Origin of the sequence: Sphingopyxis sp. KK2, from assembly GCF_001990265.1 — a bacterium.
Lineage (GTDB): Bacteria > Pseudomonadota > Alphaproteobacteria > Sphingomonadales > Sphingomonadaceae > Sphingopyxis.
The window spans coordinates 1-17,916 of the sequence record NZ_LYVN01000079.1; the positions used below are offsets into that span (position 1 = coordinate 1).

The window sequence follows — 17,916 nt, forward strand, 5'->3', positions numbered from 1 at the left end:
CCCCCGACCCCTCCCGCAAGCGGGAGGGGAGATCAACGTCCGCTTCCCACCCCAAAGCCGCCCGTGATCACCCCGACTAGACCAACGCCCGCCCTTGTTCGACAAACGCGCCTTGCCGGTCTGGCGCGGACATGCCATGCCGCGCCGCCATGCACGCAATAAAATTTCGCGCCGCGATTGCGGCCGTCGCCCTGGTCGCCGCCTCCGCTTCCGCCGCACAGGCCAAACCCGTCGATGCCCCGATCACCGAAGCCGACCTTGCCGCGCATATGCGCGTGCTCGCGAGCGATGCCTTCGAGGGCCGCGCGCCGGGGACCGAGGGCGAGGAGCGGACGATCGCCTATATCGTCGGCGAATGGGCGAAAATCGGGCTGCAACCCGTCGCTGGCAGCGACACGCCCTGGCTGCAGCCGGTGCCTTTGGTCGAAAGCGCCGGCGTGTCGGGCAGCGTCAAGTTCAAGGTTCGCGGCCGCGCCTTTGCGCTGCGCGACGACAGCATCGTCCTGACCGGCCGCGACGCGTCGCTGGCCTTGGCCGACGTCCCCGTGATCTTCGTCGGTTATGGCGTCGATGCATCGGGCAAGGTGGCGGCCGACGTGAAGGGCAAGGTCGCCATCCTGCTGTCCGACGCGGTGCCGTTCGGCGAAAAAATGCCGCGCTATCGCGACCGGCGCCAGATGCTCGCCGATGCCGGCGCGACCGCGGTGCTCGTCGTCGCGAGCGACGCGCTGCCGTGGGCGGCGGTGCAAGGCTCCTTCGGATCGCAGACGACCAAGCTGGCGAGTGCCAAGCCCGGCGCGGCCGCGACCGGCTTTATCGCGGCGCCCGCGCTGCAGGCGCTGTTGACCAAGGTCGGCAAGCCCGCGGTCGCCGCGCTCGAATCGGCGAAGTCGCCCGATTATCGCGGCACCGACCTGGCGGTCACCGCCGACCTCGGCGCCGAAACCGACGTGCGCCCCTATGCCAGCCACAATGTCATCGCCAAGCTGCCGGGCGCCAGGCCCGACGGCAAGGCGGTGCTGTTCCTTGGCCATTGGGACCATCTGGGCATTTGCGGCAAGGAAGGCGACGCCGACCGGATCTGCAACGGCGCGGTCGACAATGCGAGCGGCATCGCGGTGCTGACCGAGGTCGCCAAGCGGCTCGCGAGCGGGCCGCGCCCCGACCGCGACATTTATTTCATGGCGACGACCGCCGAGGAAAAGGGCCTGCTCGGCGCTTATTATTTCGCCGACCATCCGGTCGTGCCGCTGACCGACATCACCGTTGCGCTCAACATCGACACCATCGCCATTTCGCCGCGCGGCACCCCGGTCGCGACGATCGGGCGCGGCCGGCCCGCCTATGATGCGGTGGTGCGCAAGGTGTCGACCGACCTCGGCCGCAAGCTCGACGAGGATGGCGAGGCCGATGCCTTCGTCCAGCGGCAGGACGGCTGGGCGCTCGGCGCCAAGGGCGTGCCGTCGCTGATGGTCGGGGGCAGTTTCTCCGACATGCCCTTGCTCGAGAAATTCCTCGGCAGCGATTATCATCAGGCCGCCGACAATTTCAGCGATGCGATCCCGCTCGGCGGCGCGGCGGAGGATGCCGACCTGCATGTCGCGCTCGGCCGCGTGTTTGCCGATACGAAGGCGTGGAGCGGTACGGAGAAATAAGGCCGACTTAGAAGCTTCGTCATTGCGAGCGAAGCGAAGCAATCCAGAGCGGTTTACGCACCTCTGGATTGCCGCGTCGCTTCGCTCCTCGCAATGACGAGGTGATAAGACCGCTTAAGCCGCCTGCTTCGCCCGGTCGGCCATTTCCTGATTGAGCATTTCAGCTAGCAGGAAGGCAAGCTCCAGCGACTGCCCGGCGTTGAGGCGCGGGTCGCAGTGGGTGTGATAGCGGTCGGCGAGATCCATCTGGGTCACGTCCATCGCGCCGCCGGTGCATTCGGTGACATTCTGGCCGGTCATCTCGATATGGATGCCGCCGCCATGCGTGCCCTCGGCGCGGTGGACGGCAAAGAAGCCGCGCACTTCGGCGAGGATGCGCTCGAACGGGCGCGTCTTGTACCCGTTGGGCGTCTTGATGACATTGCCGTGCATCGGGTCGCACGACCAGACGACGGGGTGGCCCGATTCCTTTACGGCGCGCACCAGCTTGGGCAGATGCGCCTCGATCTTGTCATGGCCATAGCGCGTGATCAGCGTCATGCGCCCCGCGACATGATTGGGGTTCAGCGTGTCGAGCAGGCGCAGCAGCGCGTCGGGCTCGAGGCTGGGGCCGCATTTCATGCCGACCGGATTGCCGATGCCGCGCAGATATTCGATATGCGCCGAGCCTTCGAAGCGGGTGCGGTCGCCGACCCACAGCATATGGCCCGAGGTGTCGTACCATCCGCCGGTCAGGCTGTCCTGCCGGGTCAGCGCCTGCTCATAGGGGAGCAGCAGCGCCTCATGGCTGGTGTAGAAGCTGGTGCCCTTGATCTGCGGCACCGTTTCGGGCGTCACGCCGCACGCTTCCATGAAGGCGAGCGCTTCGGAAATGCGCGCCGCGGTCTCCTGATATTTCTTGGCCCAGGGGCTGCGGTCCATGAAGTCGTGCGTCCAGGCATTGACCTGGCGCAGATTGGCATAGCCGCCGCCGGCGAAGGCGCGCAGCAGGTTCAGCGTCGCCGCCGACTGGTTGTAGGCCTTGATCATGCGCTGCGGGTCGGGCGCGCGGCCCTCGGCCTCGAACGCGATATCGTTGATGATGTCGCCGCGATAGCTCGGCAGTTCGACGCCATCCACATCTTCCATGTCGGCCGAGCGCGGCTTGGCGAACTGGCCCGCCATGCGGCCGAGCTTCACCACCGGCATTTTCGAGGCGAAGGTCAAGACGACCGCCATCTGGAGCAGCACGCGGAAGGTGTCGCGGATGTTGTTCGGATGAAATTCGGCAAAGCTTTCGGCGCAGTCGCCGCCCTGGAGCAGGAAGGCCTTGCCCTCCGCGACGCTGGCGAGCTCGCTGGTGAGTTGGCGCGCTTCGCCGGCAAAGACCAGCGGCGGATAGTTCGACAGCTCGCGCTCGGCGGCGGCGAGGGCGACCTCGTCCGAATAGGTGGGAAGCTGGCGGGCTTCGTGCGAGCGCCAGCTGCTGGGTTGCCATTGCTGTGTCATAACCAAAATCCAAAATCCGAATCGCGCGCCGCCATGGCGCGAACAGGCCCCATAGGCAAGGGCAAGGAAATTAGCATCGGCGCGGCTTTTGCGCACCTATGCTTTTCTTTGCCGCAAAAAACTGATAGTTTCCTATGGATTTTGCGCGACGCGTCGGGGTGGGCGCCTGTCCGTTCGGCAATCCGTAACCTTCTACACTTAGTGGCCCAAGTGAGGGGCCATCTGTTGAAAAGAAGTATATGGCGAGTTTCGACCCCGCCTGGTTCGGTTATGGCGCGCTGTTGCTGGTCCTCGCGACCAGCTTCGCGCTCGACCTGTCGCATGTCCGGATCGGGCTTGCCCTCGCCGCGCTGATTGGCCTTCCGCTCGCGCTGTTCCATGCGCCCGGTGCCGGCTATGCGCTGCTCGTCGGGCTGATCCTCGCCGTCAACCTGGGGCAGGTCGGGCGCAATCTGGTCGGCGATGCGAAAGTGACCTTCTCGGCCGAGGAACAGGAACTGCGCCGCCTGCATTTCGAGGGGCTCGGCGCGGGCGCCGCGCGCCGGCTGATCGATCAGGGGCACTGGATTTCGGCGCGGCGCGGCGAGGTGCTGATCCGCGAGGACCAGGCGGCGCCCAGCCTCTTCTATCTCGCCGACGGGGTCGCGACGATCCGGCGCGAAGGCAGCGACGTCGGCACCGTGTCGGGCGGCGCGCTGATCGGCGAGGCGACGGTGCTCGACGGCAGCCATGCGACCGGCACCGTGCTGCTAGCGAGCAATGCGCGGATGTGGTTCATCCCGGCGCATGCGCTGCGCGCCTATCTTGCCGCCAATCCCGCCATCGCCGCGGCGCTGCACGAGGGCTTTGCGCGCGCGCTGCGCGGCAAATTGGCGAACGCCAACGCCCGCATTGCCGACCTGCCGCCCATCGCTTAGGGTCTGCCGCATTATTGTCACCGGCAGCTTCTAGCATGGGATTTATATGGCACTGACTTTATACGGAATTCCCAATTGCGACACGGTGAAAAAGGCGCGGACCTGGCTCGATGCGGCGGGGATCGCCTACCGCTTCCACGATTTTCGCAAGGACGGGCTCGACCCCGCGAAGCTGCAAGGCTGGATCGATGCGATCGGCTGGGAGAGATTGCTCAACAAGGCGGGGACGACCTTTCGCAAGCTGCCCGATGCCGACAAGGCGGGGCTCGACGCGGGCAAGGCCAAGGCGCTGATGCTCGACCAGCCGGCGATGATCAAGCGCCCGGTCGTCGAGGCCGGGGACGCGGTGAGCGTCGGCTTTTCGGCCGCCGACTGGCAGACGCGCTTTGCATGATCCGGCGCTGGGCGGTCCTGCCGGCGATGCTGCTCGCGGCGTGCGGGGCTGACCCGATGGCCGCCAAGCAAGCGACGCTCGACGGCAGAGCCCCGATCGTCATCGCGCATCGCGGCGCATCGGGCGAGCGCCCCGAACATACGCTTGCGGCCTATCAGCTCGCGATCGACCTCGGCGCCGACTATATCGAACCCGACCTCGTGCTGACCAAGGACGGGGTGCTCGTCGCGCGGCACGAGAATGAGATTTCGGAGACGACGAACGTCGCCGACCATCCCGAATTTGCGGACCGCAAGGCGACCAAGACGATTGACGGGCAGGAGTTTACCGGCTGGTTCACCGAGGATTTCACCCTCGCCGAACTCAAGACGCTGCGCGCGAAGGAGCGGCTGCCGAGCTTGCGCAGCACCGATTATGACGGGCGCTATGAAATCCCGACCTTCGAGGAAATCCTCGACCTGCTCGCGGCGGTGAACAAGGGGCGCAAGGTGCCCGTCGGCGTCTATCCCGAAACCAAGCATCCGAGCTATTTCGCGTCGATCGGCCTGCCGCACCAGTCGGTGCTGCTGACGATGCTCGACAAATATGGCTATCGCGGCCGCAGTGCGCCGGTGTTCATCCAGAGCTTCGAGGTCGCGAATTTGAAGGCGATCCGTGCGAAGAGCGACCTGCCGCTGATCCAGCTGATGGACGGCGAGGGCGGTCCCGCCGACGATGGCAAGACGAGCTATGCGGCGATGGCGACACCGGCAGGGCTGAAGGCGATCGCGGCCTATGCCGACGGCATCGGCCCGAACAAGGCGATGGTCATCCCGCGCGGGACGATCGGCACGCTCGGCGACCCGACCAGCCTGGTCGCCGATGCCCATGCCGCGGGGCTGAAGGTCCATCCCTGGACCTTTCGCCGCGAAAATTATTTCCTGCCGCTCGCCGACAAGGGCGGGCTGAACCCGGCGGGGCATGGCGACCTTGCGGCGGAGATCGACGCCTATCTCGCGACGGGCATCGACGGGCTGTTCAGCGACAATCCGCGCGAGGCCGTCGCAACCGTCAAGAAGGGAAGCGTGCCATGACCGAACGAGCCCTGGGGACGAGCGGCCTGTCGATCCGGCCCTTCATGCTCGGCGGCAATGTCTTCGGCATGACCGCGGGCCGCGACGCGAGCTTTGCGGTGCTCGACCGCTTCGTCGAAAACGGCGGCGGCATGATCGACACCGCCGACGTCTATTCGGCGTGGGTGCCGGGGCACAAGGGCGGCGAGTCCGAAAGCATGATGGGCGCCTGGCTGCAGGCCAGCGGCGCGCGCGACCGGGTGACGATCGCGACCAAGGTCGGCATGATGCCGGGCGGGCTCAAGCCCGACCGCATCCGCGACGCGGCGCAGGGGTCGCTCGATCGGCTCGGCATCGACACGATCGACCTGTATTTCGCGCACAAGGACGATCCCGACGTGCCGCTCGATGAAGTGCTCGGCGCCTTTGCCGAACTGCGCGATGCGGGGATTGTGCGCGCGATCGGCGCGTCCAACTATTCGGCCGCCCGGCTGGCCGAGGCGCTGCGCATCGCCGACGACAAGGGACTGCCGCGCTTCACCGTGATGCAGCCCGAACTCAACCTGCTCGACCGCGGGCAATATCAGGGCGCGCTGCAGGATTTGTGCATCGCCGAGGGGATCGGCGTCGTCACCTATTTCAGCCTCGCCTCGGGTTACCTCTCGGGCAAATATCGCAGCGTCGACGACATCGGGCGCAGCGCGCGCGGCCCGCGAGTCAAACCCTATGTCGAGGGCAAGGGCCCGGCGATGCTCGCCGCGATGGACGCCGTCGCCGCCGAGACCGGCGCCACGCTGTCGCAGATCGCGCTCGCCTGGGTCGCCGCGCAGCCGGGCGTCACCGCGCCGATCGCGAGCGCGACCAGCGTCGAACAACTCGACGAGATCATGGGGAGCATCGCTGTGGTGCTGACCGACGACCAGCTCGCGGCGCTGACCGCCGCCGGTCGCTAGAGTGCGTTCGGTTTTGATAGAAGCAAAACCGGCACTCTAGATTCTTGTTTTTCCGTGATTTCCGAGTCGTGAAATGGTCCATTTCACTCGAAATCACTCTAGTCCCTCCCGCCGCCGCTGGGTCGCAAAGGCGACGACGGGAGGGTGGTGCGTGGTTCGGACTGGCTTGGCCCCCGTGTCCACATGCATCGGTCTAGGCGTCGCCCGACCGCAGCGCGGTGACGCACGTCACAAGGTGCGGCGATCGGTGAAAAAATTGCGCGCATGACAAAGGGCGCCGGAATCGACCCGGCGCCCTTCACCCTGCCCTTTAGGGGAGGCAGCCCTGTTATTTCTTTTCGGCGCCCGGAACTTCCGACGGGGCGATCTCGCCATTGTCGTCCATCGCGTTGGCCTTTTCCTCGCCCGCAGCCTCGATGGCGTCTGCTTTGTCTTCGGTCGCTTCCTTTGCCGGGCCTTCGGGCATGGCGTCGGCCTGCGCATCGACCGCGTCGGCCTTGGCTTCGGCCTGGTCTTCGACCTTGTCGGCGGCCGGGCTCTGGCACGCGCCGAGCGCGAGGGCCGAGGTGGCGGCGAGGGTGATGAGGATCTTACGCATAGTCGGTGACTCCCGTGGTTGACTTGAGGGCTTAACGCCGGGTGAACGCGGGAGTTGCAAAGAAAATGTCAAATAGCGGAAAAGGCTAGGGTTTCCGGGCTATCCGGTGGCCAGCTGCGGCGTCGGCGCGGCGCGATATTGCGACGCGTCGGTGGTGAATTCGGCGTGGCCGTAGCTTGCGAGCTGCGCCTTGAGCTTGGCGACGAGGCAGCGGTCGGCGGCGCGGCTGAGCCCCGGAATATGGCTGGCGAGCGCATAGAGCTTGATCCGGCCATAGACGAAGAGCCCCGCGGCGGCGGCCTGGACGACGTCGAGGCGCGTCAGCGGCACGCCGATCGCCGCCGCCTTGCCGCGGTCGCCCGCCATGAAATTCTGGACGAAGAAGAGCTTGGAAAAACTCCGTTCGAACCGCTCGTAGACGCGCGAACCGAGCGAGGCGTCGGGGCGCAGGTCGGCGGCCATGGTGGCGCGCAGCAATTCGCCGCAGGTGCTGTCGTCATAGCCTGCGCGGAGCGTGCCGCCGCGCGCGGTCATCAGGTCGACGATCCCCTGCGGCGTGTCGGCGAGCAGATCCTCGGGCAGGCCGAGCAGGAAGCAGCGATAGCGCGCGAGTTCGACGCGCGCGCGCTCCGACGGGGTGAAATGATTGCGGCCCTTCGCGACGATCTCGAACGACATCAGGAAGATCGCGATCAGGCCGGCGGGCATCTGGTCGACCTGCGGGATCGGGATGCCGAAGACGGATACGTCCCAGTCCTTGGGCCGGCGCATGACATTGGCGCGCACCATCGAATGCATCAGCCGCACCATCGCCGCCGACTTGAAGCCGGGGCCGAAGCGTTCGAGCGCGCCGGGCAGGATCGAGGTGGTGAAGAAGGTCGCGGTTTCCTTGACGCGGCGCGCGGCGGTGTCGCTCGACAGCGTGTTGGTGACCGCCATCGGCAGTGCGGCATATTTGTTCATGAAGGTCGCGATGAAGGCGCCGCGGATGATGAAGGGGCCGAGGTGCGCGGCCGAATTGCGGTCGAGCCGCGCGCCTTCCTCGACGAGGGCCATGTCGAGCCAGTCGGGCACGCGTTCCATGTCGGCGATGAACGCGACGAGCTCGGGCGGCGCCCCGGCGACATTTTCCACCCCGCGGTCGCACGCCTCGACGAGCATGTCGACGAGGCGGCGAAAGCCATGTTCGCGCATCAGCGCCGCATAGGCGTCGGCGACATTGTCGCCCATCATCGTATAGGCGCGCATATGGTCGAGGCGGTCGGCGTCGGCGAGCAGGCGCGGGCGTTCGGCGACATAGCGGCCCGACAGGCTGGTCGCATCGTCGGGGGCGTCGGCGAAGCGTTCGGGCACCGCGGAAAAATCGACATTGCCGTAGATCGCCGGGATGAGTTCCTTTTGTGCACGAACGCGCGCCCGCAGATCGTCGATCGAAACCATGCTTGCCATGCTCTTGCCTTTCCCGATCACTCGCCCCAAAATCTATCAAGCGATAAATATCTATCATCTGATATATTTTCAAGACGGAAATGCCGATGCCTCGTGACATGCCCTCCACCGCCCGCGCGCCCAGCGGCTATCGCAAGGGCGAGGAAACGCGGGCGCGCATCCTGGACGCGGCGTTGGTCGAGTTCGGGCTGGGCGGCTATGCCGCCGCGACGACGCGGCAGATCGCCGACCGGGCCGAGGTCAATTTGCCCGCGCTGACCTATTATTTTGGGGGTAAGGAAGGGCTGTACCTCGCGTGCGCGCAGACGATCGTCGCGGGATATCGCGACGGGGTGGGCCATGTGGCGCTCGATGTGACGCGCGCGCTGGGCCAGGCGGACATGACGCCGGCCGAGGCGGCGGCGCTGCTCCGGCGGCTGATGGCGGCGCTGGCGCACTTCCTGTTGTCGGCGGGCGAGGCGTCGCACCGCACCTTGTTCGTACAGCGCGAGATCGCGAGCCCCGGACCGGCGTTCGAGATCCTCTATGCCGAATTGTGGCGCCCGGGGATCGCGATGGCCGCCGAGCTGATCGCGCGGGTGCGTGGCGGCGGATGCGACGAGGACGAGGCGCGGCTGCGCGCGGTGATGATGATCTCCAGCCTGACCGGGCTGGTCGAGGGCCGCGACATCGTCGCGCGCGCGATCGGCGATCCCGATCAGCTCGATGCCGTCGTCGCGATCCTGAACGACCAGATCGACGCGATGGTGCGGCCGGCTTGAGGGCAAAAAAAGGGCGCCCCGAAGGCGCCCTCTTTCCCTTTTTTCGATCCCGCGATCAGAAGCGCTGCTGGCGCTCGTAAAGGTCGCGGTAGTGCTGGATGCGCGTGACACGCAGGCCCGGCATGCCGCTGCGGTCGATCGAGCGCTGCCAGCTCGCAAATTCCTCGAGCGTCAGGCTGTAGCGTTCGCATACCTCGTCGACGGTCAGAAGACCGCCGTTAACGGCGGCGACAACCTCTGCCTTGCGACGGACGACCCAGCGAGTCGTATTCGCCGGCGGCAGCGAGTCGAGCGTCAGCGGCTCCCCGAGAGGGCCAATGACTTGAGCCGGACGGATTTTCTGATTTTCGATCATGTTCATTCCACTTTTTCGCCGTCGGACAGGGGGGCATCCGACGCGACAATGCCTACCGTGGAGGAGTTCAACATCGGCTGAAATCCTCTGGTAAACAGGCTGTTCATAGTTTCCGGCAGAACGGTCACTTCTTCCGACAGGTCGAAAAAGCGTACCGGCCGCGGCCCGAACGCCCATGCACCCGCCATCGTTCCGCAGAGCATCGCGCGGCGTGCCGACGACAGGTCGGCATGGGTGTCGCGCGCGGCTCCTTCCTGCAGCAGACTGGCGGTCGGCAGCATCGCCTGCCGCGTCGCGGAGACGGCCAGGATCACGTCGAAGCCGGGCTTCGACAGGCTGGTCGCACCGGCAAGGCGCGGAAGATCGGACGGTGTCAGGTTCATGCGACTCGTCTACCCGCGACCGACTAAGGTCCCGTAAATGCCCATTTCATGGCTCGTTAGCGAAGCTTAACCCCCGTCAATATCTTGACAGGGAGCGCGGAAAAGCTGGCATTTTCCCGTCATCATCCCTAGATGGCGGCGATCATGGCCACCCTGATTTCCTCTCCTGCCGGGCTTGCCCAGGCCGACTTTCAGCTCGCGCAGCCGCTCAAGGACCGCCGAATCGTCGTTGCGATGTCGGGCGGAGTCGATTCGAGCGTCGTCGCCGCGCTGGCGGCGCGGTCGGGGGCCGAAGTCATCGGGGTGACGCTCCAGCTTTACGATCATGGTGCCAAGGCGAAGCGCGTCGGCGCCTGCTGCGCCGGGCAGGATATTCGCGACGCGCGCGCGGTCGCCGACCGGCTGGGTTTCGCACATCATGTCTATGACCATGAAAGCCGCTTTCGCGACACGGTGATCGACCAGTTCGCCGACGAATATCTCGCCGGGCGGACGCCGATCCCCTGTGTGCGCTGCAATATGGGGGTGAAGTTCACCGACCTGTTCCAGCTTGCCAGGGAATTGGGCGCCGACTGCCTCGCGACCGGCCATTATGTTCGCCGCGTGATGGGGCCGGCGGGCGCCGAACTGCACCGCGCGGTCGATCCGGCGCGCGACCAGAGCTATTTCCTCTTCGCGACGACGCAGGAGCAGCTCGACTTCCTGCGCTTCCCGCTCGGCGGGCTCGAGAAGAGCGTGGTGCGCGAGATCGCGCGCGACCTCGGCCTCGGCGTCGCGGGCAAGCCCGACAGCCAGGACATCTGCTTCGTCCCCGATGGCGATTATGCGACGCTGGTGAAGAAGCTGCGCCCCGAGGCCGACGACCAGGGCGCGATCGTCCATGTCGACGGAACGGTGCTGGGCGCGCACAAGGGGCTGATCCATTATACGGTCGGGCAGCGGCGCGGGATCGAGATCGGCGGACAGGCCGAACCGCTCTATGTCGTGCGGCTCGATGCGGCGACGAAGCAAGTCGTCGTCGGGCCGCGGCGCGCGCTCGCGGTGTCGGGCGCGCGGCTGGGCGAGGCGAACTGGCTCGCCGATGTCGAGGCGCGCGACGTGCTCGCCAAGGTGCGCAGCATGGCGAAGCCGGTGGCGGCGCGGGTGACGGGCGCGCGGCTGGTTTTCGCGGCGCCCGAATATGGCGTCGCGCCGGGGCAGGCGGCGGTGCTCTATGACGCCGCCGATGAAAGCCGCGTGCTCGGCGGCGGCTGGATCGAAGAGACGTTCGCGGCGGAATAGATTGCACATTCGTCCCCGATGCCGCAGTTTGGCGCGCAAACAGGGAGATGATGATGGTCAACTGGGTCTTGCGCGGCGCCGTCCTGCTGTGGGCGGTCTTCTTCTTCATGATCGGCGCGCGCGGGGTGATCGACCCCACTTCCTATACCGATACCTTCGGCTTCACGATCAGCGGCGTCGCGATCAACACGCTGCGCGCCGACCTCTCCTCCTTCTTCCTCGTGTCGGCGGGCGCGGCGGCGCTCGGCGCGCTGGTGCCGACATGGGTGCGGGCGCTGCTCGTCCCAGCCGCCCTCTTTGGCACCGCGCTGACGGGGCGGTTGATCGGGGTCGCGATGGGCGATCCGACCAATTTCGGGATCATCCAGGGGATGATCGTCGAGGCGCTGTCGGTGCTGTTGCTGGTCGGGAGCTGGTGGGTATTGTCGCGGCCGGTGGCGGCATCGGCGGCGACCGATCCGGCCGGTTGAAGCGGCGTTAATCTTTTTTCACGGCTTTTCTGCGATATTCCAGGCGCGTTTCGTCAACGGCATTGGAGGGACCAGATGAAAGTGCAGCAGAATGAGCGGAGCGGCCCGGGGCGCCGTGCCGAGGATCGCCGCAAGGCGCAGGACCCCAATTACAGCGGACCCGAGCGTCGTTCGGGGCAGGATCGCCGCTCGGGCAGCGATCGCCGGATCGTTTTTTAAGGACGCGGCTATCGGGGGTGGCGCAGCACCCCCTCGCCGATTAGGCTGGGCGGCGGAAAGGTTTCCGTCATGACCCAAGCCCCGCTTCCACGCCTCAGCGTCGACATCGTGTCCGACGTCATGTGCCCCTGGTGCATCATCGGTTGGAAGAAGTTCGAGCAGGTCATGGCGCATTTCGCCGGACGGCTCGATTTCCGGGTGCAATGGCACCCCTTCGAACTCAACCCCGACATGCCGCCCGAGGGCGAGGACGCCGCCGCGCATGTGATGCGCAAATATGGCATCAGCGCCGAACAGAGCCGCGCCAACAGCGGCAAGATGGCGGGGGTTGCCGCCGACCTCGGTTTTACCTTCAATCGCGGGCCGGACTTTCGGATGCGCAACAGTTTCGATGCGCACCGGCTGCTGAGCTGGGCCGGCGCGCTCGAGGATCCCGAGCAGGCGGCGGCGACGGGGGTGCAGACCGCGCTCAAGCTCGCGCTGTTTCAGGCGCATTTCACCGACAATCGCGACGTCAGCGACATGCAAGTGCTCGCCGATGTCGCGGCGTCGGTCGGGCTCGACCGGGCGCGCGCCGCGGCGATCCTCGCGGGCGACGAGTTCGGCGAGATGGTACGCACCGAGGAGGCCTATTGGGCCGACCAGAATATCACCGGGGTGCCGGCCTTCATCCTCGGCGGGCGAATGCTCGTGCCCGGCGCGCAGGACGCCGAGGTGTTCATCCGGGTGATCGAGCGCAAGATACTCGCCGACGCGGCCTGAGGAACGGCGGGGCGGCGCGGCGCGTTGATCGCGCAGCGACGAAAGGAACCCGCCATGATCGACGACCTGCCTTCCAGCCACGGTGACGACGAAGCCCCCGAAGCGGTGAACCGCGAGCAGGAGGACGAGGAGGCGCAGGCGCAGACGGTCGCCGAGGCGGCCCGGCGGGCGCGGCCGCTCGGCGAGAGCCGCAAGGCCAAGGGACCCGGCGACAGCGACGACGTACAGGATCTGGTCGACCATATGAACCAGATGGAACGCTCGGGCCGGATCGACATGGGCGCCTATCGCGGCGAGCGCAGCGACGACGACGAGGATGGCGAACTGGGCGAGGACGGTATCGAGGACGACGAGCCGCGCGGCGCCCCCTAACGGCCGCGCGAGCGGATCAGGTCGGCGAGCGCGATCGGACCGAGCGTCAGCAGGAACGCGGCCATCATGCCGACGAAGATCAGGACGGGCGTCTGGAAGAGCGGATGGGCCATGGCATTGTTCCTTTGCAGCTGGTGATGCCGCTGCATCGCGCGAACCACGTCCGTGCGCTTTGACGAATGTCAAAACGGCGCCGTCGCGGTTCAGTCGGGCGCCGGTTGCCGCCATTGCGGAGCGGGCGCGTTGGGATTTTGCTAAGCCTGTGATGGCAGGGTCGGCGCATGGCCGGTCCCGACTTCCTTTCGACCCATCGCCGCCAACGGCGTTATCGCAACGCCGCCCGATCGCGCGGCGTCGGTGCGATCCGTTTAGTGACACCGATCATGGCGCTCGGGTTTCTGGGCACCTTGGCTGCGCTGCAGCTGCCGCCGGGGAGCTTCGACGACCTGCCGACACGTGCGCTGTCGGGGATCGTCGAGGGAGCGGAGATTGCCGAGACCGCCGAGACCCTCGTACCGCCCGACCGGCTGACGGCGCGGTTCGGCTTCTGTCACAGCGGCGGCGGCACCAATTGCGTCGTCGATGGCGACACGTTCTGGTTCGGAGGCGAAAAATACCGCATCGCCGACATCGACACGCCCGAGACCCACCCGGCGCGCTGCGCCGAGGAAGCCGCGCTCGGCAGGGCCGCGACGCAGCGGTTGCAGGACTGGATGAATGCGGGCGCGTTCAGCCTGGAAAGCGCCGGGCGCGATACCGACCGTTATGGCCGCAAGCTGCGCATCGTGACGCGCGGCGGGGCGAGCGTCGGCGCGGTGCTGATCGACGCGGGACTGGCGCGGCCGTGGGAAGGGCAGCGGCGGCCCTGGTGTTGAGGCTTTAGTCGCCGCGCTTTTGGCATCGGGCCATCTGGCGGTCGGTTTCTGCGGCGGCAGCGCATCGCGCGGCGGCTGCTGCGGCTTCGGCCGCTCCCTCTATCTCTTCCGGCGTATCAAGGGCTGCGGGCTCGCCGTCGCCGTCGTCCGGCAGTGGGGGCAACTCGTCACGCAGCGGAGGGTTCGGCCCCGCGAGTTGGCGGTCGATGTCGTCGGCGAGGAGCTGAGCGACCGGGTTCGCTGTGTCTTTGCGCAGTTCGTCGCGGCGCGCGGTCAATGCGGTTCCGCGCTCGCCTTCGGGCAGGGCCGCGACCTCGACATAGAATTTCGTCGCCGTAAGCCAGGGCGCGTCGTCGGTCAGCACATCCTCGGCCCAGCGCGAGAACAGGCCCTCGGCAGGCGCCCAGCCGTCGCCTTGGCTTTGCAGGAAGAAGAGGACGCGCGTTCCAAGCGGGAAGGCGTAGCGGTTGCACGCGCCCGCCTCCGCCTGCGGATGCGCCGCGGCGAGGTCATAAGGGTTGCTGAGCAGCGCGCTTTCGGCATCGGGGGCGACCATCGCGTCGAGCGTCAGCGGACCCGGCGGAAGTTCGCCCTTGATCGCGGTGACCGGGGCGACCGCGATGGTCCAGTTGCCCGCATCCGGATCGGACGTGCCGCCCGTCACCGTGCCGACGAGGATCAGGTCGGCGCGCTCGACGAGTTCCATATTGGTCGGGACGCGGGCGCCGGGGGCGGGCGAACAGGCGGCGGCGGGCGCGGCGGCGAAGAGCGCGAGCGCGGCGAGGGGGAGCAGGATACGCATAAGCCGTGATTAACCCATGGGTGCCTGAATGAAAGACGAACGCGGGCTTGGGGCGGATCGTCGAAGCCGATGGATCGAAAGGCGCGATCGGGCGTATGATCGCCGGGACTCGCCCGACCCCCCTCGGGCGAGCGTCAAGGAGACCCCCCATGGCAGAGCATGACCATAGCGCGATCAAGGAAAATATGACCGTTGTCGGCGCCGACGGCGTCCATGTCGGCACGGTCGACCATATCGATGGCGAGCGTATCAAGCTGACCAAGGCCGACAGCCCGCAGGCCGAAGACGGCCAGGGCGCCAAGCATCATTATTTGCCCGCCGGGCTGGTCGCGTCGGTCGATGGCGATACGGTTCGCCTGTCGGCGACCGCGGCCAATGCCGTCGACCTGTTCGAGGAAGCCGAATAGGACATAGGAGAGGCCTTGGCGCGATCGGGCGCCGAGGCGACGAAAACTGGCCCATCCCGCTCCGCGCGGGGTGGGCCGTTTTCGTCGGGTTTTGGAGGCTAGCCGATCGCGTGGATGACGAGCGCGACCACGCCTAGGCCGTAACCAAGAAGTTGCAGCCCATAGAAAAGGCGTAGCGCCGGGGCGTAGCTGCTCGGCGTGTCGACCTTGTCGCTGCCGAGTTGCCCCGCGATCGCGCCGAGCGCCATCAGCCCGGACAGCACGCTGAAGGCGAGCAGCAACAGCCCGATGCGGACCCAGAGGTCGGACGGACCGAAGTCGATGCCTGCGACCTTGGCATCGTCGAACAGCGCGATCGCGGCGCCGATCGACGCGGTCGCGAGCGCGAGCAATTGCTTCACCGTGTCGCTTGCCGCGCCGAAGGCGGCACCGATGCGATCGTCGAACGCCATCAGCAGAAAGGCCAGATCGGGCAGAGCCGGGCGAGCGCCTGGCCGAGCGTGACTTCGCCGATGATGTCGGAGGCCAGCCGCTCGGGATCGTGCGCATAAGCCGCCGCCCGGGCTTCGATCATCGCATCGACCAGCGCGCGTGCGTTGGCGGCCGCGGTATCGATCGCGCTGTCGTCGTCGGCATCGGCGAGTTGCCGATCGGCCTCGTCGGACACGCCGCGGAAATAATCGTCGGCGCCGTCGCCGAGGCGGAAGCCGCGCGACCGCGCATGGGCGACCGCGGCGTCGTAGAGCCCCCGGCCCGCCTCTTCGCTTTGGGTTGCACCGTCCATCGCGTCGCCTCCGCTTCAGGTCGTGCCATCCTATCGCATCGGTGCGGTGCGGGCCAGTCATGGCGACGGTGGATGTTTTTGCCATTTTTCAATGAGTTTGCCCTAGATTGCCTCACGCATGGGGAATGGGGCGAACCTTGAGCGGCGGCATATGGCCGGCCGGCTGGCCTGGCGACCGATCGCCGGGCTGCTGCTGTTCGCGGCGGGCTATGCCGTCGCCAACCGGTTCCAGCTGACGCATGGCGTCGCCTATCGCCTTGCGGCGGGCGACACCGACAACGCGGTCGCGGCCTTCCTGTTCCTGTCGGCGCAGGCGTTGGTGCTGCTCGCGGCGCTCGTCGTCCTGCCGCGGCGCTGGGGCGGGGTGCTGCTCGCGCTGGCGGGGGCGTCGGTGCTGGTCAACATCGGTTATAGCCAGATCATTCCCGAGCTGCTGACCGGCGGGTCGCTGGCGTGGATGATCGCCGAAGCCCGGCAGGCGGGCGCGGCGGCGGGCGAGTTCGGCGCCGACTTCCTGTGGATCGGGGTGCAGGCGGGCGCGGCGCTGGCGCTGTTCGCGGCGGCGCGGTGGGCGATCCGGGGCGCGGTGACGGTGCCGTGGAACGGGTGGATCGCGGCGCTGCTCGCCGTGCTGCTCGTCGCGCCGAGCCTGCTTTGCCGGCATGTCGAACTGCGGCCCGAAGCCGCGGAGCGCAGCCTCTATGGCTTCGGCTGGGACCTGCTGACCGCCGCGCCGCCGCCGCGGCGCAGCGCGGTGACGCTGGTGCCCGATCCGGCGGGTGCGCCGCGGCACATCGTGTGGCTGATCGACGAGAGCGTCGCTTATGATCCTTTTGCGCGGATCGTGGCGCCGATGTTGGCGAAGGTGCCGCGTAGCGACTTCGGGGTGGCAGCGGCGCTGGGGCATTGCAGCGCGCCGGCGCAGGTCGCGCTGCGGTCGGGGGTCGATGTCCTAAAGGTCGGAAAAGACACGGATTTACGCGCGACGCCGTCGATCTGGGGCTATGCGAAGCGCGCGGGTTATCGCACGATCTTGATCGAGGGACAGACCGAAGGGGCGCCGCAGAACCTGCTGCTGCCGCCCGAAAGGGCGCTGATCGACGATTTCCGCCCGATGGTCGGCGGCATCGATACCGACCGCAGCATCGCCAAGGCGTTGAATGCGCAGATGAAATCGCCGGGGAAGAGCTTCACGCTGGTCGTGCTGCGCGGCGTCCACTTCCAGTATCGCGACCATTATCCGCCGGGGCTGTTGCCGCGCGATGCGCCGGTCGCGGTGCAATATGACACCGCGCTCGCGTGGTCGAAGCGCGGATTTTTCGACGCGCTGCTCGCCGGGGTCGACCGCGAGGCGGCGGCGATCGTCTATACCTCGGACCATGGCCAGAACCTGGCGCCGGGCGCGCTGCCGCATTGCAGCCAGGCGCCGGGCGCCGACGAGTTTCGCGTGCCGCTGATTGCCTTCCTGCCCGCCGCCGAGGCCGCGCGCTATGCCAGGGGTGCGCCGGGCGGCCGCTCGGCGAGCCAGATCTTTCCGGCGACGCTGGGATGGATGGGCTATGACCGGGCGGATGTCGCGGCGCGCTATGACCATGACCTCGACGCGCCGACCGCGCGCTATGTCTGGTTCGGGCGCAATGTCGTCCCGGTGCGAGGCGGCGACGAGATCGGCGTCAGCGCCGGTGCCGCCTTTCCGGGGGCGCGATAGGCAAAAGGGGAACCGGGCGCGCCCGGCTCCCCCATGCACGGCAACATCCCCGCTGTCGGGGGTCGCCGTTGCTGTTCGGTTGCTCCGCATCGCAGCAGACGCCGCGGCGCGCGATCGGTCGATAAACCGCCAATGCAGCCGCGCGTTGCCGCGCCGGTCCCGAAAATCGGTGGACCGGCGCAGCCGCGCGATGAAGGCGGCGATCAGCCCCCGGTGACGGGTGCGGCGGGT

General features: G+C 67.3%; 22 protein-coding genes. 14 read left to right on the forward strand and 8 right to left on the reverse strand.

The window, feature by feature from the left end; all coding sequences use genetic code 11:
* Positions 1 to 149 precede the first annotated feature (149 nt).
* Entirely contained in the window at positions 150 to 1,655 is a 1,506-nt protein-coding gene (locus B1A78_RS13620; RefSeq protein ID WP_256838307.1) for a M28 family peptidase, read from the forward strand.
* Between the two features lie 114 nt (positions 1,656 to 1,769).
* Here B1A78_RS13620 and B1A78_RS13625 read toward each other — a convergent pair whose 3' ends face one another.
* Entirely contained in the window at positions 1,770 to 3,143 is a 1,374-nt protein-coding gene (locus tag B1A78_RS13625; RefSeq protein WP_077147485.1) for a class II 3-deoxy-7-phosphoheptulonate synthase, read from the reverse strand.
* 239 nt (positions 3,144 to 3,382) lie between these two features.
* On the opposite strand from B1A78_RS13625, the gene B1A78_RS13630 reads away from it, so the two are divergent.
* The 4 genes from B1A78_RS13630 to B1A78_RS13645 are packed head-to-tail and all read left to right on the forward strand — an operon-like array spanning position 3,383 to position 6,459.
* The gene (locus B1A78_RS13630; protein ID WP_077147486.1) at positions 3,383 to 4,060 is read left to right on the forward strand and encodes a Crp/Fnr family transcriptional regulator; all 678 of its coding nucleotides are present in this window, start codon (positions 3,383 to 3,385) and stop codon (positions 4,058 to 4,060) included.
* Between the two features lie 46 nt (positions 4,061 to 4,106).
* Entirely contained in the window at positions 4,107 to 4,454 is a 348-nt protein-coding gene (locus tag B1A78_RS13635; protein WP_077147487.1) for an ArsC family reductase, read from the forward strand.
* Positions 4,451 to 5,527, forward strand: a complete 1,077-nt coding sequence (locus B1A78_RS13640; protein WP_077147488.1) for a glycerophosphodiester phosphodiesterase — start codon at positions 4,451 to 4,453, stop codon at positions 5,525 to 5,527. The genes B1A78_RS13635 and B1A78_RS13640 overlap by 4 nt, the downstream gene beginning before the upstream one ends.
* Complete coding sequence (locus B1A78_RS13645) at positions 5,524 to 6,459, forward strand: aldo/keto reductase (RefSeq protein WP_077147489.1); 936 nt, start codon at positions 5,524 to 5,526, stop codon at positions 6,457 to 6,459. The genes B1A78_RS13640 and B1A78_RS13645 overlap by 4 nt, the downstream gene beginning before the upstream one ends.
* A gap of 328 nt (positions 6,460 to 6,787) precedes the next feature.
* On the opposite strand, the gene B1A78_RS13650 is transcribed toward B1A78_RS13645, so the two are convergent.
* Both B1A78_RS13650 and B1A78_RS13655 read right to left on the reverse strand, forming a co-directional pair.
* On the reverse strand, positions 6,788 to 7,057 hold the full coding sequence (locus tag B1A78_RS13650) for a hypothetical protein (protein WP_077147490.1): 270 nt from the start codon (positions 7,055 to 7,057) through the stop codon (positions 6,788 to 6,790).
* Positions 7,058 to 7,156: 99 nt separating this feature from the next.
* Positions 7,157 to 8,506 (reverse strand): oxygenase MpaB family protein, encoded by a 1,350-nt coding sequence (locus tag B1A78_RS13655; protein ID WP_077147491.1) that lies wholly within the window; start codon positions 8,504 to 8,506, stop codon positions 7,157 to 7,159.
* 98 nt (positions 8,507 to 8,604) lie between these two features.
* Between B1A78_RS13655 and B1A78_RS13660 the strand changes: the two genes are divergently transcribed.
* Positions 8,605 to 9,267 carry a CerR family C-terminal domain-containing protein gene (locus B1A78_RS13660; protein ID WP_256838314.1) on the forward strand — a complete coding sequence of 221 codons (663 nt, stop codon included), beginning with the start codon at positions 8,605 to 8,607 and terminating at the stop codon, positions 9,265 to 9,267.
* A gap of 55 nt (positions 9,268 to 9,322) precedes the next feature.
* Here the strand turns inward: B1A78_RS13660 and B1A78_RS13665 are convergent, their stop codons facing one another.
* A complete protein-coding gene (locus B1A78_RS13665; protein ID WP_058807881.1) occupies positions 9,323 to 9,622 on the reverse strand; it encodes a DUF1153 domain-containing protein in 300 nt (99 codons plus the stop codon).
* 2 nt (positions 9,623 to 9,624) lie between these two features.
* Entirely contained in the window at positions 9,625 to 10,005 is a 381-nt protein-coding gene (locus B1A78_RS13670) for a hypothetical protein (RefSeq protein WP_077147492.1), read from the reverse strand.
* Between the two features lie 144 nt (positions 10,006 to 10,149).
* On the opposite strand from B1A78_RS13670, the gene mnmA reads away from it, so the two are divergent.
* The 6 genes from mnmA to B1A78_RS13695 all read left to right on the forward strand — a co-directional run bounded on the left by mnmA (position 10,150) and on the right by B1A78_RS13695 (position 13,984).
* Positions 10,150 to 11,286: a tRNA 2-thiouridine(34) synthase MnmA gene (mnmA, locus tag B1A78_RS13675; RefSeq protein ID WP_077147501.1), complete on the forward strand. Its 1,137-nt coding sequence runs from the start codon at positions 10,150 to 10,152 to the stop codon at positions 11,284 to 11,286.
* A gap of 53 nt (positions 11,287 to 11,339) precedes the next feature.
* Positions 11,340 to 11,756: a hypothetical protein gene (locus B1A78_RS13680; RefSeq protein ID WP_077147502.1), complete on the forward strand. Its 417-nt coding sequence runs from the start codon at positions 11,340 to 11,342 to the stop codon at positions 11,754 to 11,756.
* A 75-nt stretch (positions 11,757 to 11,831) separates the two neighbouring features.
* A complete protein-coding gene (locus B1A78_RS22705) occupies positions 11,832 to 11,975 on the forward strand; it encodes a hypothetical protein (protein ID WP_179102050.1) in 144 nt (47 codons plus the stop codon).
* Between the two features lie 69 nt (positions 11,976 to 12,044).
* Positions 12,045 to 12,737 carry a DsbA family oxidoreductase gene (locus tag B1A78_RS13685; protein WP_077147493.1) on the forward strand — a complete coding sequence of 231 codons (693 nt, stop codon included), beginning with the start codon at positions 12,045 to 12,047 and terminating at the stop codon, positions 12,735 to 12,737.
* Positions 12,738 to 12,791: 54 nt separating this feature from the next.
* Positions 12,792 to 13,109, forward strand: coding sequence for a hypothetical protein (locus B1A78_RS13690; RefSeq protein WP_077147494.1), 318 nt, complete (start codon positions 12,792 to 12,794; stop codon positions 13,107 to 13,109).
* A 281-nt stretch (positions 13,110 to 13,390) separates the two neighbouring features.
* The gene (locus B1A78_RS13695; protein WP_256838318.1) at positions 13,391 to 13,984 is read left to right on the forward strand and encodes a thermonuclease family protein; all 594 of its coding nucleotides are present in this window, start codon (positions 13,391 to 13,393) and stop codon (positions 13,982 to 13,984) included.
* A gap of 4 nt (positions 13,985 to 13,988) precedes the next feature.
* Here B1A78_RS13695 and B1A78_RS13700 read toward each other — a convergent pair whose 3' ends face one another.
* On the reverse strand, positions 13,989 to 14,786 hold the full coding sequence (locus tag B1A78_RS13700; protein ID WP_077147495.1) for a hypothetical protein: 798 nt from the start codon (positions 14,784 to 14,786) through the stop codon (positions 13,989 to 13,991).
* Positions 14,787 to 14,935: 149 nt separating this feature from the next.
* Between B1A78_RS13700 and B1A78_RS13705 the strand changes: the two genes are divergently transcribed.
* Positions 14,936 to 15,193 (forward strand): DUF2171 domain-containing protein, encoded by a 258-nt coding sequence (locus B1A78_RS13705; protein WP_077147496.1) that lies wholly within the window; start codon positions 14,936 to 14,938, stop codon positions 15,191 to 15,193.
* A 98-nt stretch (positions 15,194 to 15,291) separates the two neighbouring features.
* Here the strand turns inward: B1A78_RS13705 and B1A78_RS13710 are convergent, their stop codons facing one another.
* Together B1A78_RS13710 and B1A78_RS13715 are read right to left on the reverse strand one after the other, a co-directional pair.
* Positions 15,292 to 15,645: a hypothetical protein gene (locus tag B1A78_RS13710; RefSeq protein WP_077147497.1), complete on the reverse strand. Its 354-nt coding sequence runs from the start codon at positions 15,643 to 15,645 to the stop codon at positions 15,292 to 15,294.
* Complete coding sequence (locus B1A78_RS13715) at positions 15,645 to 15,977, reverse strand: hypothetical protein (RefSeq protein ID WP_077147498.1); 333 nt, start codon at positions 15,975 to 15,977, stop codon at positions 15,645 to 15,647. Before B1A78_RS13715 ends, B1A78_RS13710 begins: the two co-directional genes overlap by 1 nt.
* A gap of 151 nt (positions 15,978 to 16,128) precedes the next feature.
* Here B1A78_RS13715 and B1A78_RS13720 point away from each other — a divergent pair, with 151 nt between their 5' ends.
* The gene (locus B1A78_RS13720; RefSeq protein WP_077147499.1) at positions 16,129 to 17,685 is read left to right on the forward strand and encodes a sulfatase-like hydrolase/transferase; all 1,557 of its coding nucleotides are present in this window, start codon (positions 16,129 to 16,131) and stop codon (positions 17,683 to 17,685) included.
* Positions 17,686 to 17,916: the final 231 nt, after the last annotated feature.